The sequence below is a fragment of the Reinekea sp. G2M2-21 genome (genome assembly GCF_015687175.1).
Lineage (GTDB): Bacteria > Pseudomonadota > Gammaproteobacteria > Pseudomonadales > Natronospirillaceae > Reinekea.
Genome location: NZ_JADPQG010000001.1, coordinates 979974 through 993621 on the forward strand (window position 1 = coordinate 979974; position 13648 = coordinate 993621).

Annotated in this window: 12 protein-coding genes and 1 other RNA gene; 3 read left to right on the forward strand and 10 right to left on the reverse strand. The window is 48.0% G+C overall.

Annotation, left to right across the window (positions count from 1 at the left end; translation table 11 throughout):
* Window positions 1–113: 113 nt before the first annotated feature.
* From queE to IYN85_RS04560, 10 genes are all read right to left on the reverse strand, one after another.
* Window positions 114–767 (reverse strand): 7-carboxy-7-deazaguanine synthase, encoded by a 654-nt coding sequence (gene queE, locus IYN85_RS04515; RefSeq protein ID WP_196157637.1) that lies wholly within the window; start codon window positions 765–767, stop codon window positions 114–116.
* A gap of 4 nt (window positions 768–771) precedes the next feature.
* The gene (locus IYN85_RS04520) at window positions 772–3240 is read right to left on the reverse strand and encodes an EAL domain-containing protein (RefSeq protein WP_196157638.1); all 2469 of its coding nucleotides are present in this window, start codon (window positions 3238–3240) and stop codon (window positions 772–774) included.
* Between the two features lie 109 nt (window positions 3241–3349).
* Window positions 3350–4006, reverse strand: a complete 657-nt coding sequence (locus IYN85_RS04525) for a hypothetical protein (protein WP_196157639.1) — start codon at window positions 4004–4006, stop codon at window positions 3350–3352.
* Window positions 4007–4056: 50 nt separating this feature from the next.
* Window positions 4057–4566, reverse strand: coding sequence for a DUF2878 domain-containing protein (locus IYN85_RS04530; protein WP_196157640.1), 510 nt, complete (start codon window positions 4564–4566; stop codon window positions 4057–4059).
* Window positions 4567–5802, reverse strand: a complete 1236-nt coding sequence (locus tag IYN85_RS04535; protein ID WP_196157641.1) for a cyclopropane-fatty-acyl-phospholipid synthase family protein — start codon at window positions 5800–5802, stop codon at window positions 4567–4569. It lies immediately after the preceding gene.
* Complete coding sequence (locus tag IYN85_RS04540) at window positions 5799–6629, reverse strand: DUF1365 domain-containing protein (RefSeq protein ID WP_196157642.1); 831 nt, start codon at window positions 6627–6629, stop codon at window positions 5799–5801. Before IYN85_RS04540 ends, IYN85_RS04535 begins: the two co-directional genes overlap by 4 nt.
* Before the next feature lies 1 nt (window position 6630).
* Window positions 6631–7935 (reverse strand): NAD(P)/FAD-dependent oxidoreductase, encoded by a 1305-nt coding sequence (locus tag IYN85_RS04545; RefSeq protein ID WP_196157643.1) that lies wholly within the window; start codon window positions 7933–7935, stop codon window positions 6631–6633.
* 9 nt (window positions 7936–7944) lie between these two features.
* A complete protein-coding gene (locus IYN85_RS04550) occupies window positions 7945–8373 on the reverse strand; it encodes a nuclear transport factor 2 family protein (RefSeq protein WP_230390470.1) in 429 nt (142 codons plus the stop codon).
* A gap of 8 nt (window positions 8374–8381) precedes the next feature.
* Window positions 8382–9767: a deoxyribodipyrimidine photo-lyase gene (locus tag IYN85_RS04555; protein WP_196157644.1), complete on the reverse strand. Its 1386-nt coding sequence runs from the start codon at window positions 9765–9767 to the stop codon at window positions 8382–8384.
* Window positions 9764–10717: a DUF1722 domain-containing protein gene (locus IYN85_RS04560; RefSeq protein ID WP_196157645.1), complete on the reverse strand. Its 954-nt coding sequence runs from the start codon at window positions 10715–10717 to the stop codon at window positions 9764–9766. The genes IYN85_RS04555 and IYN85_RS04560 overlap by 4 nt, the downstream gene beginning before the upstream one ends.
* Before the next feature lie 165 nt (window positions 10718–10882).
* Here IYN85_RS04560 and ffs point away from each other — a divergent pair.
* The 3 genes from ffs (at window position 10883) to IYN85_RS04575 (ending at window position 13647) form a co-directional block, all read left to right on the forward strand.
* An RNA gene (gene ffs, locus IYN85_RS04565) (signal recognition particle sRNA small type) lies at window positions 10883–10979 on the forward strand.
* A 247-nt stretch (window positions 10980–11226) separates the two neighbouring features.
* Window positions 11227–13317 (forward strand): DNA polymerase III subunit gamma/tau, encoded by a 2091-nt coding sequence (gene dnaX, locus IYN85_RS04570; protein ID WP_196157646.1) that lies wholly within the window; start codon window positions 11227–11229, stop codon window positions 13315–13317.
* Window positions 13318–13320: 3 nt separating this feature from the next.
* Window positions 13321–13647, forward strand: coding sequence for a YbaB/EbfC family nucleoid-associated protein (locus IYN85_RS04575; protein ID WP_196157647.1), 327 nt, complete (start codon window positions 13321–13323; stop codon window positions 13645–13647).
* The last annotated feature ends 1 nt before the right edge of the window (window position 13648 follow it).

A 13648-nucleotide genomic window follows, 5' to 3' on the forward strand; every position in this document is an offset into this window, starting at 1 on the left:
GTTTAGTTAATCATCATCTAAATGTTAAGAATTCATCCCAGTTTTATGGATGATGTTTGTTATTCATTGCGTGAATGAAGTTTGTGCTAGTCATTCACGAGTGTGAGTATTAATCAATCGATGTTCAAAACCTTGTGAGATTGCAACGTCAACCGCCAATCGGGGTTCTCCAGACAGTATTGAATGCATTTTGCCGTGTTGGCATTATTGCCTGGCACAATTGTATTTTCCTGATGATTGTTCCTGGGGCTTAAATACCGGTAATCCGCGCGTATCCCATTAAACCGTTCAGGCATGGCCTCAGCCTGTGGGTAAACAAGCTTTAATTCGTTGCATTGGTTTATAACCACTTCCGATCGACCTTTCGGGCTGATGCAAACCCAATCCAGATTGCCAGGTAATGGCAGGGTACCATTGGATTCGACCGCACACTCAAAACCAACCTGGTGCATCGCGTCAATGAGTGCTTCGTCGAGTTGTAAAGCCGGTTCGCCACCGGTGAATACGACAAATTTATGACCTTGCTCAGCGGGCCAGAATTGATCAATACGTTGTGCCAGTTGTGCGGGTAGTTTGAATTTGCCCCCATTCTGGCCATTGGTGCCGACAAAATCGGTATCACAAAACTGACATACAGCGGATTGCCGATCTTGCTCGCGCCCACTCCAGAGGTTACAGCCCGTGAATCGGCAAAAAACAGCAGGACGACCGGTTTGAAAGCCCTCGCCCTGCAGGGTGTAAAACATTTCTTTAACACTGTAAGTCATAATTTTAAGCTTGTGTTGGGGATTGAGTCAGCAATTGCTGAAATTCTAAATCCTCTAGGGGGGGGGAGTACAGATAACCCTGGAATACATGACAGCCCATGCCTTTGAGCAGGGCCAGTTGATCTTCGGTTTCAACGCCTTCTGCAACCGTACTTAGCTTCAATTGCGCGGCCATGGCCAGAATAGTGCGGACAATGGCGGTGTCATTGGGATCGTTCTGAATATCTTTGATGAACGATTGATCAACTTTCAGAACATCCAGTGGCAGTCGTTTCAGATAATTGAGGTTAGAGTAGCCGGTGCCGAAATCGTCAATTGAAAAATTTAAACCGAAATCACGCAGTTCATTCATGCTTGCCACGGTGTGATCGATGTTATCGATAATCATCCCTTCAGTGATTTCCAGGTTAATCAGATGCGCGGGAATGGCAGCGTTGGTTATGATGCGATGCACAATCGTAGTGAAATTCTGTTGCCGGAACTGCTGTGGACTGACGTTTATACACATCTTAAAGGTGTCGCCAATAACGCCTTGCTTATACCAGTCGCTTACTTTATTGATGGCTTTTAACAGAACCATTTCGCCGACTTCCGACATCATGTCTCCGTCTTCCAGCAACGGGATAAATTCAACAGGTGATACCAGTCCCCGTTTGGGGTGACGCCAGCGTAATAAAGCTTCTGCGCCGATAATCCGGTTACTGTTGCTGTCCATCTGCGGTTGGAACATCAGGAAGAATTGATCGTTTTCCAGTGCGATCCGGCAATCTGCTTTCAGATCAAACAATCGTTGGTTTGCCTCAGCCATTTCTTTTTCAAACATGATCAGTTTGTTTTTACCGGATTCTTTGGCTTTGTACATGGCCATATCCGCGTGTCGTAACAGTTCTGATGCTGTGAGGCTGTGATCGTGGAAAAAGGCCAGCCCGAGGCTTGCGCTGACCGCCATTTGATCGCCTTGCAGAATCATTGGGCGCTGCATTTCGCTCAGCAGCCGTTCGGCGCGCTCTATGGCAATTTGGCGGGCGGCCGGTTCGGTGGTGCCCAGTTCCGTCATGCAAATAACAAATTCATCTCCGCCCAAGCGGGCGACGGTGTCTTCTTCTCGTACTGTAATGCGTAGACGTTTGGCGACTTCCGTTAAGATAGTGTCACCAACCAGGTGACCACGGGTGTCGTTTATGGTTTTAAAGTTGTCCAAATCAACGAAAATCAAAGCGCCAAAGTGTTTGGAACGTTGCGTTCTTAATAAAGCTTGTTCCAATCGGTCGATAAACAAATGTCTGTTGGGTAGGTCGGTGAGTGCGTCGTGATAGGCCAGATGCTGAATATGGGCCTGATGTTCTTTTCGTTCCGTAATATCTACCCCCACCGTCAGAATGGCATCAACCCCCTTGTATTGAATGGCTAACTTGCGCATTTCTAACGCCAAATAACGACCATTAGGTAACGTCCAGTCGATTTCAGGTAACAATACAGAGCGCTTGGAGGCAAAGGCTTCTTCATCAGCTTCCTTGATGAGTTGTCGGGACGAAGTCGACAGAGGGCTTAGGACGATATCGTCGCTCTGTTGACCGATGAACGCTTCTTCTTTCAGATGAAACGTTTTCAGGAATGCGTTATTGGCTAGCAAAGCTTCACCACTGCGCGCCTTCACGTTGATCAAATGCGGGAGGTTTTCCACCAGGACATGTAAGCTCATATAGGATTGTTCGGCTTCGCTCAGCGCTATTTTGTTTTTTTCAATCAGATCATCGACCATCCCCAATTGCGCATTAACCGCATCCACCAATACACCGAGTTCGTCTTCGCGGTGGCTGTAGAGTTCGCCTAAGCGTTTGCCGTTACTGTTTTCAACGTCAATCGTTTTCAGTTGCGTGGTCAGGTGGCTCAGCGGCAGGGTTAGCAATCGGTTGAATATAAAAATGAGAATGAATGTCAGCGAACCGACTTGCACAAGGTTCAGCAATAAGCGGTTCCAGGTTGCCTGCATTAGATTTCGGTACGGGAGATGGTTATTGTATTTGATCACCAGACGTCCGATCTGTTCCGGTTTTTCATCAGCAAGCTGCAATTGAATATTCTGTATTTTAATTGGTTCGCCGATGATGGAGACCAGATAGGGGATGCGAAATGGTGCCTTATTGCCTTTACTCGCATACCCAATGACATTGTCATTTTCGTCGTAGAGCCAGGCGGAAATGATGAAGTCGTTCAGTAACAGGCTTTGGACAATCTCTTTGCCCAACAGGTAATCATAGCTGAAAATAGCGTTTTTAGCGGGTAGTTTAGTGGCCAGAATGATGCGATCTAAGTCGGCGGCGACAATGGACTGGTGATTTTTTAATTCGCCAACAAGTTGAATTGCAGAGGCAACAATACTCAGTGCGACAGCCGAAAATAACCCGGTCAGGACAAGCCGCACCGATATCTGACGTGCCGTAATTGTGCGTAGTGCGGATAAAAATGCCATCAATTCACTTAAAAATACTGTGTTGTACCACCATTCTGATTCATTTAAGCAAGATTCCCTCATTATCGCTAGTCCAGTTGCCGGCTTTGGCGAAAATTTTCAAGGAATATCAGTATGTTAAGTGTGCGAAAGACAGGTTTTCGGGATACTCATAGATTATCGTGGCTTGATAGTTCTTTCCGGAAGGACTCGGGACATTGGTCAATCCTTCATACCGCAGCAGCTGTTGTGTGTGCCGGTCGTAAGTCAATACGATGGGTTTCACCAGCTGGGCAAAGAGAATATTGTTCAATTTAAGCTCCAGTGTCATGGTTTGCTCATCGATTGTCTTAGGCTCAATGTACATCTCGATAAAGCTTGCTCTGCTTGCATTCAGGAACTCAAATGACACTGGCTGACTGGTCAGTAGTACTTCGAATTGGCTCAATATGGTGTAATGGAAGCCGGCATCCACAGCAAACAGGCCTTCGGGTGTTGGCAGGTTTTTGCTTTTACGAGCTTCAATGCTGAGCTGGTTGGGCAAGACAGCAACCTTCTCTGCTCGTTGGGGTTCAGTGAACTCGACGCTGTAACTCGGTGCCCGCATATTTTCATAGCGCAGTTTTTTTTGCCCTAGAAGATTGCCGTTCGCGGCAATATAGTCGACTTCTTCACGCAGCGGTTTCAAATCATCGTCCAGATAGAGTCGGTGCACTTCGGTGTACAGAAGTTGATTGGTAGAGGGGTCATAGGCATAGCCAAAGAACGTCAATGGTTCGGCAAGCAAGTGACCGCTTAGTAGAGCGACAAGGCAACAAGTCCAGCAACGGAACAGCATTATCGTGCACCAACAGAGCGGTTTATGAGGAGCTTCCGGCGAGGACGATCGATAATCCAGTAGAAAAATGGTAGCCAAAGCCCCCAAGCGCTGGCGACCAATAATAGCCCGAGAGGGGTGGCATTTGCGGCCCCCAATTTAGTGCCGGCCACGTAACTACCTCCACCACCCAAAATACCAAATAGCACCTGTAAGGTAAGTCTGCCTTTTAACCAGGCCAAGCTGTGATTCAGGGTTAACGGAAAAATCATCCATAGGGCGATAATCCAGGTAGGTACGACAAAACCAAGCCCAAGGTATTCTATGAAAGGCGACAAATGCCAAATGAGGTCAATCGACAGGCCAATCAACATTACCGGTAATAATTGCCACGTTTCTTTACGGTGATTGAATGCAAAAGCATGGACGCCAACGAACATCAGCGCCCAAAGCAAAGACCAGGGGCTTTGAAACAGGACTGCAAGAAACCAACCTATCTGAAACAGCGCATAGTTCGCAATTTTATCCATTTACTTTACCCACTCATGCCGGGCCCCGGCTTTGCTGAACACGATTTGCGACGTACCAATAGCACGCTCTCTGAACCCGCCTTCACAATACGCAAAATAGTATCGCCACAAACGATAGAATTGGCGGTCATATTTGGTGTGATCCAATGTGTTATACGCAGCAATAAAACGTTGATGCCAGTCTTTCAGCGTCCGAGCGTAGTGTTGCGTGATATCTTCAAAATGATTCACGGTCATGCTGGTCTGTTGCGCAATGTGATGGTTGATCAGAGATATGCTGGGTAGATGGCCACCCGGAAAAATGTACTTGCGAATGAAGTCAACCGAATTCCGGTATGCCTTGTACCGCTGATCTGGCATGGTAATGCTTTGCAGCAGTGCGATGCCATCGTCGGCGAGCAGTTCGTCAATCTTTTTAAAGTAGCCGGGCAGGAACTTGTGGCCGACGGCTTCAATCATTTCAATGGACACCAGTCGATCGAATTGACCTTCTAGTAATCGATAATCGGATTTCAATAAGGTGACTTTATCTTTCAGTCCTTCTTCGCTAACCCGTTTTTTAGCGTATTCGTATTGTTCGTCAGAAATGGTTGTTGTCGTGACCCGGCAACCAAACTCTTTTGCGGCGAATATTGCCATTGACCCCCAGCCGGTCCCGATTTCCAGTAAGTGGTTGTCTGGACCCAAGTGAAGCTTTTCACAAATGCGTCGCAAGCGGAACTGTTGGGCAGTTTCCAGGCTGGCATCTTGGCTCGGATAGATCGCCGATGAGTACATCATGCTGCTGTCCAGAAAACTGGTGAACAGATCGTTGCCCAAATCATAATGTGCCTGAATGTTTCTTTTTGAGCCCTTCACCGTGTTTTGGTTTAACCAATGCGCAATGTTAAGTCCCCATTTGGTGATCACTGACAGAGGGTTGAACCGATTCTTTTCGTGGTTCAGGTTAGCCGCAAACAATTGCACTACACGGGTTAAGTCAGGTGAATCCCAGAGTCCCTCTGCGTAGCATTCGGCGGCGGCCATTTCACCTCCGGTAATCATCTCCCGAAAAACTTTGCTGTCGTGAACAGTAACTTCGGCATGTGGTCCAGTCGCTTTCGGGTCACCGAATGACTGTGACTGGTCGTTGAAGTGTATGGTCAGACTGCCTTTTTTCAAATGAGACAAAATTGAAGACGCTGCTTTCCAGGCAATATTAACGTGGTTGCTGCGGGTGCTATTGGCAGTCGTCATATGGTTTTTTCCTTATTGCTTTTATTGGGGTGGGCGTAAAACGGTACGCCCTTTAGCCATAGTTTCAGGGCATTGGTGTAAATGCCGGTTGCAACTTTTACGGTCATCCATGGGAAACGGATGAGCGTTTTTCTGACATTCGCCGCCGTCATTGCCATGGGTGTGAGTGCCATCGTTGCGTCAAACACCCGGTTACCCTGTTGCCAGTTTTCAAGATGAATAAGATTGGTGTTTGCACCGGGTTCGGTAAAGCGCCAATCATAATCAGTTGCCATTGGATGGAAGGGGGAAATATGAAATTGCTTCGGTAGTTTGAATCGGATTCGTTTTCCTCGTTGGCTGACAGGATTGGTAGCGCGGCTGTCCTTAGATATGGCCAGTACATACTGGTGTCGTTCACCCCAAGGGGTATTGGTAATTTCGGGCATGATGGCCAACAGATTATTTTCAGCATCAAATGCGTAATAAAATGTGACTGGATTCATGATGAACCCCAGTGTGCGTAAATTGGTCAGCATGGCCACCCGGTAAATTCGTTCGGCTGCAATATCGCTGTGCTCGGAAATATGGCTGATGACCGCCTGTTTCAGTCCGCCATTATCGGGTGCAAAAAAATCTGCTCTGCGGTAACTGAGCCAGTTACGCCTTTCAAAAGAGATGAGTCGGGAACATTGTTCGACACTGGTCAGTTCGTCCAGATCCAGATACATCATAAAAACAGGGTAGCGTAAGGTATGTTCCTTTGGGCTGAAGCGTCGATGCCTGACCCAGCCGATCATTAATCGGCTAAAGGCAGGTGTATTTTTGTCATCAGTTTTATTCTTCATCTCAGGCTACCGGAATTTCCGTGCTCACATGCTGCGTAGGTTTGGCTTTTTGAGATTTGATATCTTCGACAACTCGTAAAGCAGAGTTCACACCATCTTCATGAAAGCCATTAAACCAATAAGCACCGCAAAAGTGCGTACGGTTTTTATTGCCGATTTCGTGATATCGGCTCTGCGCATGGACGCTGCCCTTGTTGAATATTGGGTGGCCGTAATTAAATCGCGCAATAATTTTTTCCGGATTGATCTTTTCTGTCCGGTTTAAGGTTACGCAAAAGGTCACCGGTGCCCCATGAAAACTCTGCAGAATGTTCATGTTGTAAGTTAAGCTGGCGGGCTTTGTTTTGTCATCGCCCAAGTGGTAATTCCAGGCTGCCCAGGCTTTTCGTGATTTCGGTAGCAGGGCCTCATCGGTGTGTAACACCACTTCGTTTTGAGAATAGGGTATGGCTTTGAGTATGTCAGACTCGGTGTCGGTTGCGTCGTCCATCAGTGTGAGTGCCTGGTCACTGTGACACGCGAAGATGACCTGATCGAACTGTTTTTGGGTATGGTCATCGAACGTTAGGGTAACGGAATCGGCAGAGCGGGTGACAGCTAGAATGCGTGCGTTAGCGTGCACCTTATCTTTGAAAGGGGCAATCAGCGGCTCAACATAGCTTCGGGAGCCGCCCTCTAAAACATACCATTGTGGTCGGTCTTTTACTGACAGTAAGCCGTGATTTTTGAAAAAGCGAACGAAGAACAGCGCGGGGAAGTCCAACATATCTGCTTCCCCACTGGACCAGATCGCCGCGCCCATTGGAATGATGTATTTATCTATAAACGTTTGCCCGAGACCTTTTTGTTTAAAATACTCTTTCAACGTCAGAGCTTCGTCCAAGTTGCCATCGGCCAGGTCTTGTAAGCTTTCTTTGTTAAATTTCAAAATATCACGGATCATTTTCAGGAAAGACGGTGACACAATGTTTTTACGCTGGGCAAACAGGGTATCCAGGTTGTGACCATTGTATTCCAGCCCGCTGACTTCATCACTAACTGAAAAACTCATTTCGGTAGGGATGCGGGCAACATCGAGTTCTGACATGAGCTTGTTAAAGTTGTGATAAACCCAATCGTTATACACGATGAACCCTGTGTTCACAGGATAGGTTTTTCCGTCGATCTTAACGTCCAATGTGTGGGTGTGGCCGCCAATATAGTCATTGAATTCGTAAAGCTCGATATCGTGGTCTTGATACAGATAACGGGCGGCTGTCATGCCAGAAATGCCACCACCGATAATCGCGATTTTTTGTTTGCTCATTGTGTGTCCTTAGTTCAGGCGTGCTTTGATGGCATTGATTATGGTTTTCAACACAGGAATATGGCCGAAAAGCATGTGTGTACTGTCAAAGTAATCCTGATGATACGAAATAGTCTGTCCGTTGTGTTTAATGTGACTGGTACCGGGAACCTTGATATCACGGCCACCATTCAGCTTTGGATGACGAAAGGTCATCGTCCACGTTAAAAAAGCTGAGCTGTCGTCACTCATAGTTGTCGTAAAATCAAAATGAATGTGGTCGACATTTTTATACATCGATTCAAAGTATGCTTTCAGGTTAGTCAGGGACTCGATACGATGCAAAGGATCTACGAAAGTAATGTCTTTATTGTAGAGGTTGTCCAGCAAGCCAGAGTTAATCGTGTCCTTGTTCAGCTGAGCATAGGTTTGTTCAATGCGATCAATAATTGTTTTCAAGTGAGTACCTATATTGATTTGAACTTCTGTAGTGTGTCGCTGCGCGCCACGGCATAGTCAACGACCGGAGCTGGGTAGTTAAGCCGATGTCGGTCGGCTGCCTCTGGCGCAATGATGCGCTTACCACAAAGCGACGCGATTTCTGGAACATAGTTACGGACAAATCCACCTTGTGGATCAAAACGCTTCGCTTGTTGGTGAGGGTTGAAGATACGGAAATAGGGCACCGCATCGACGCCTGTGGAGGCAACCCACTGCCAACCGCCGTTGTTCGCTGCAAAATCAAAATCCGCAAGTTGACTGGCAAAGTAGGACTCTCCTAGACGCCAGTCCATCTGCATGATTTTTACCAGATACATTGCAGAAACCATTCTCAATCGGTTGTGCATCCAACCGGTCGAATTCAGTTGGCGCATTGCCGCGTCGACAATAGGTACACCGGTCTTTCCATCTTGCCAGCGTTTCAGCTGATTGTGATTATGCTGCCAGGGAAATTGATCCCATTTGGTATTAAACGGTTTGCCAAGGCAGAGCTCGGGGCGAAAATAGAGCAAGTACTTATAAAATTCCCGCCATAAGATTTCCGAGAAATAAGTCGATTCCGACAACCGTTGACCAGATTGTTGGATTGCCCAGGCAATCTGGTTTGCGCTGATTGAGCCAAGAGAGAGAGCGACCGACAGTTTCGAGGTTCCATCAGTGCTGGGGATGTCCCGTTGCTCGCCATAACGTTTTTCGTTCTCAAGAAACTTCGTTAAGCGGATATGCGCCTCAGATTCGGTTACAGCGAGTTCTAGAGGGTTTTTCCAGTTGTATAGGTCACTGAAATCGAGCGGTTCAGGTTGTACCGCTTGTTTAAATAAGGGCGCCGTTGACGGTGGCGTCAATTGGTTTTGCAGTACCGCTAATGTCGATTTTTTATAGGCCGTGAATACCCGATAGTAATCACCTTTCTTATTGAGATTTTGTTTCGGGTGACAGAAAAACAGGTCGTTGTACCGTTGGAATTTAACTGACTCCGGTAGCTCTAGGGCGACGGATTGGTCCCGTTTGAATTCGTCATAACCCGGCTCATAATGACAGTGAATACCGCTGATCCGATGTTGTTCGCAATAGGTGGAGACAGCATCGGCACATTCCTGCCAGCTGCGAGCTTCAATCAGGTGTAACCGAATGCCGATTTGCGCCAGGCTGGTATTGAGTTCGTCGAGCGCCTTTTGAATAGCCGCCAGCTTGTTATTGCCGACGCCGTGTTGGCGCAGTTGGTCTTCGGCATAAATATACAGGGCATGACAGTGGCCGCCTGACTGAGCTGCCAGCTGGGTAGCCGCGGTTAAGGGTTCATGATCGTGAATTCTCAGATCATTACGAAACCATACTAATTGATTGCTCATACGATATTTTTATATTGGTTAAGATGTTCCGGATAAGGAGCCCAAACGCTTTGCTGCCACATATATCCGTCTTTCTGCTGATGCACGGTGGCATAGTGACGCAACATGGTGAGTGGCACGACATAGGGTAAATCCTGTTGTTGGTAACGTTTAATAACCGCCAGCACAGAATCTTTTTCGGAAGGCTCCAAATAGGTTTTGAGAAACCCAAACAGGTGCAGCAAAGCATTAGTGCGTTGCCCGGTAGTGCTGATTGCCTTCAGTGAGTTCATTATTTCAGTTAAGTATTGTTCTGCGATATTCGGTAAATCCGAGCTATTCGACAGGTCCGCCAACATGCGCCCCGCCCGACGGTAACCCGCGTAATCATGCAGCATGATTAAAAACTTGTGCTTGGAGTGAAAGCGTATCAAGGACGCTGCTGACTGGTACGGTTGTGTGGTTCGCCATTCATGGTAAACATATAGGCGGGTCAGGAAACTCTCGGCAATTGGCGCGTCATTTAAGCGGCCCGCTTCCTCGATAGGCATGTTTGGAAAGGCTTTCTGCAATCGTTCCGCAAAAATGCCGGATGCAATTTTTTCGGGCATTGCACGATCGCCATAAAGTTTGACCCGTTCCATGCCACAACTGGGTGAACCTTGCATTAGGATGTACCCATCCAATTGCCCGATCGTTTTAGTGTGCTGATCAAAGTAGGCTTGCAGCGGCGCGGTGTAGTCTTTGCTTTGGGTATCGGAGTCTACCGCCCGGATTTCTGAATCCTTAGCAATTAAACGAAGGGTAGGGCGAGGCGTCGGTAAGCCGATGCCGACTTCCGGACAATAGGCAGTGAAGTCGGCTACGCTTGCCAGTGTATCGGTCACCCAATTGTCCTTTTTATGGCCTCCATTAAAGCGCACAGGCTGGCCGAGTAAGCAGGCACTGATGCCAATCATTGGTCGTGTCATAGGTTTGTCCTAAAAAGCAGTCGTTACCCACATTTGGGTATAGATTCGTTCTGCCTTGTACGCAAAGTTGAATAGAATAGATGTTGGTGTTGGCAGTAAAGTCATCTCAGGCAGTTGCCATTTGGCTGTAATTATGGATAATGCCGCGCTCTGTTGTGGTGGTCCTGCCGGTCCCCTCGCAACGAGAGGACGTAAACCCCGCCAGGCCCGGAAGGGAGCAACGGTAGCGTCTGTATCGTGTGCCGGGGTGTGGCTGGTGGGACTGCCGCCCAATTTCCTTTCGTTTATTATTTTTCTTTATTTCCATTTTTGTGTTTCCAGAGCAACGCGCGAGTTTTTCTCAAGTAAATATTTATACCGTTATCTACATGCTCTCATCGCTGCCCCAAAGTTTTTATGTAACTTGCTGTTTTTAAACCGTTTTTTATCAATTGCCTGTTTCAGGGCTGGCGACGGTTAGCAATCAAAGTTACGATAGCCTCCTTTTTGACAGAACGAATGTATCTCCTATGTCTTATCAGGTTTTAGCAAGGAAATGGCGACCGTCAACATTTGAAGAGATGGTTGGGCAGGCACACGTTTTACGAGCGCTGGTGAATGCCCTTGACCAGCAGCGTTTGCACCATGCTTATTTGTTTACCGGAACCCGAGGTGTCGGTAAAACAACCATTGCTCGCCTGTTGGCCAAAAGCCTGAATTGTGAACAGGGCGTCAGTTCCAAGCCATGCGGCGTCTGCTCTTCCTGTGCAGAAATTGCTGAAGGACGTTTTGTTGATCTGATAGAAGTCGATGCGGCCAGCCGTACGAAAGTTGAAGATACCCGCGAATTGTTGGAAAACGTGCAATATGCGCCGACACGAGGGCGCTATAAGGTGTACCTGATCGACGAAGTTCACATGCTGTCGACGAGCAGTTTTAATGCCTTGTTGAAAACGTTGGAAGAGCCCCCACCGCACGTTAAATTTCTGTTAGCGACCACTGATCCACAGAAATTGCCGGTAACTGTCCTGTCCCGCTGTTTGCAGTTTAATCTGAAGAACATGAGCCGCGAGCATATTGTGCAGCACCTCAGCCATATTCTGTCTGTCGAACAGGTGCCTTTCGATGAACCGTCATTGTGGGCTATCGCAGAAGGTGCGCAGGGGTCCATGCGTGACGCACTCAGCCTGACAGATCAAGCCATTGCTTTTGGGCAGGGCGCTCTGAAAGAACAAGAAGTGGCTTCCATGCTCGGTACGGTCGATTTGAAAAGAGTACTCAGGCTTGTTCAGGCACTCTTTGAAAAGAAAATTGATGAATTGATGACCCTCGTTGCAGAGATAGATGAACACAGCCCCGATTATCAAGCCTTGATGACGGAAATGATGTCAACGCTGCATCGCATCGCAATCGCGCAAGCGGCCCCGAATGCTATCGATAACAGTAAGGGCGATAAGGCGGCCATAGTTGCGCTTGCTGGCGCCTCCTATGCGGAAGATGTGCATCTCTACTATCAAATAGGCACCAAAGCCAAGCCTGAGATGGCCTATGCGCCCAGTGAACGAGCTGGATTTGAAATGGCTCTGCTGCGCATGTTGGCGTTCAGTCAATTGCCAGCTGCCAATATTGGCGCATTGCCCGAATTGGTTAGCGAGGCGGCTGTTATTCCCGAAACGGTGGCGAGCGCCCCAAAGTCAGTTGAGCCTCCGCGCGCCAATGAGGCCATTGCTGATCAAACCATTATCGCTGCGGAACTGCCGCCGACGATCGCTTCAGAATCGTCAGCTGCAAGCAGTGCGGAAATCGTTACACCAAAGGCAACGCCAGAGCAGGATGAGCTACCACCTTGGCAATTACCGCACGAGCCTGACGCACCGAAAGCTGATTTCGGTGCGTCAGGCACGGAAATAACCCAAGAGGCTGAAGCCGTCGCCGAGACGGCTGAGTGTTCGGCAGCGCCGTTACAGCCCCAAACCTCCAACCTGGCCGAGGAATACCCAGCAACGCCCACAGAGCCAGTGGCATCACCTCCGATGACGGAGCCTGACGATTTTGCGGATGATAAGGCAACTGAGTACAGTAGCGCCCATTCCGAATCTACAACTCATACTGAGTCTGATTATATTCCACCCGCACAGATACCGATGGCGGAGGCTGATGCGGATGAATCCCATAGTTTGTTGGGGGCAGCAGTATGGCCGAATGTGGACGTTAACTCTGATCCTGTCTACTGGTGGCAGGTGACGTTGCACCGTCTTGGACTATCCGGTATGACCAAAACCTTGTTTGCCAACAGTCAATGGCATGGCTTTGATGGTGAAACGCTGTCGTTAGTGATTTCACCGAACTACAGAAAAATCATGAACGACGGTCACCTCCAACATTTGTTAAAAGCCCTGCCAGCCTGGTTGGGTGGGGCTCAACGTGTGCATTATGAATTTGGTGCTGTAGAAAAAACACCGCAGCTGTGGGCAGAACAATTGGTTCAGCGTGCAAATCACCAGGCATTTCAATATTTGAAAGAAGACCCATTTATAGCAACGCTGATGAATGAATTTAATGGTCAACTACAGGTTGAGTCGGCCATTCCGAATACACATCCAATACCTTCAGGAGTCTAATGTATGATGAAAGGTGGCATGGGCAATATTATGAAGCAAGCCCAGAAAATGCAGGAAAAAATGGCTGCTGCGCAAGAAGAAGTGGCCAATCTGGAAGTAACCGGGGAAGCCGGCGCTGGCATGGTGAAAGTCGTGATGACCGGTCGGCATGACGTAAAATCGGTTTCGATAGACGACTCTGTCATGCAGGAAGATAAAGATCTGTTGGAAGACTTGCTGGCTGCTGCGGTCAATGATGCGGTGCGAAAAGTTGAGACCGCAAGTCAGGAGAAAATGTCTTCTGTTACTGCGGGCATGGGTTTGCCGCCTGGAATGAAACTACCTTTCTAAA

Bases quoted from the DNA above. Each gene is read 5' to 3' on its own strand.
- queE (WP_196157637.1), bottom strand. From the start codon at position 767: ATGACTTACAGTGTTAAAGAAATGTTTTACACCCTGCAGGGCGAGGGC.
- IYN85_RS04520 (WP_196157638.1), bottom strand. From the start codon at position 3,240: ATGGCATTTTTATCCGCACTACGCACAATTACGGCACGTCAGATATCG.
- IYN85_RS04530 (WP_196157640.1), bottom strand. From the start codon at position 4,566: ATGGATAAAATTGCGAACTATGCGCTGTTTCAGATAGGTTGGTTTCTT.
- IYN85_RS04535 (WP_196157641.1), bottom strand. From the start codon at position 5,802: ATGACGACTGCCAATAGCACCCGCAGCAACCACGTTAATATTGCCTGG.
- IYN85_RS04540 (WP_196157642.1), bottom strand. From the start codon at position 6,629: ATGAAGAATAAAACTGATGACAAAAATACACCTGCCTTTAGCCGATTA.
- IYN85_RS04545 (WP_196157643.1), bottom strand. From the start codon at position 7,935: ATGAGCAAACAAAAAATCGCGATTATCGGTGGTGGCATTTCTGGCATG.
- IYN85_RS04555 (WP_196157644.1), bottom strand. From the start codon at position 9,767: ATGAGCAATCAATTAGTATGGTTTCGTAATGATCTGAGAATTCACGAT.
- IYN85_RS04560 (WP_196157645.1), bottom strand. From the start codon at position 10,717: ATGACACGACCAATGATTGGCATCAGTGCCTGCTTACTCGGCCAGCCT.
- dnaX (WP_196157646.1), top strand. From the start codon at position 11,227: ATGTCTTATCAGGTTTTAGCAAGGAAATGGCGACCGTCAACATTTGAA.
- IYN85_RS04575 (WP_196157647.1), top strand. From the start codon at position 13,321: ATGATGAAAGGTGGCATGGGCAATATTATGAAGCAAGCCCAGAAAATG.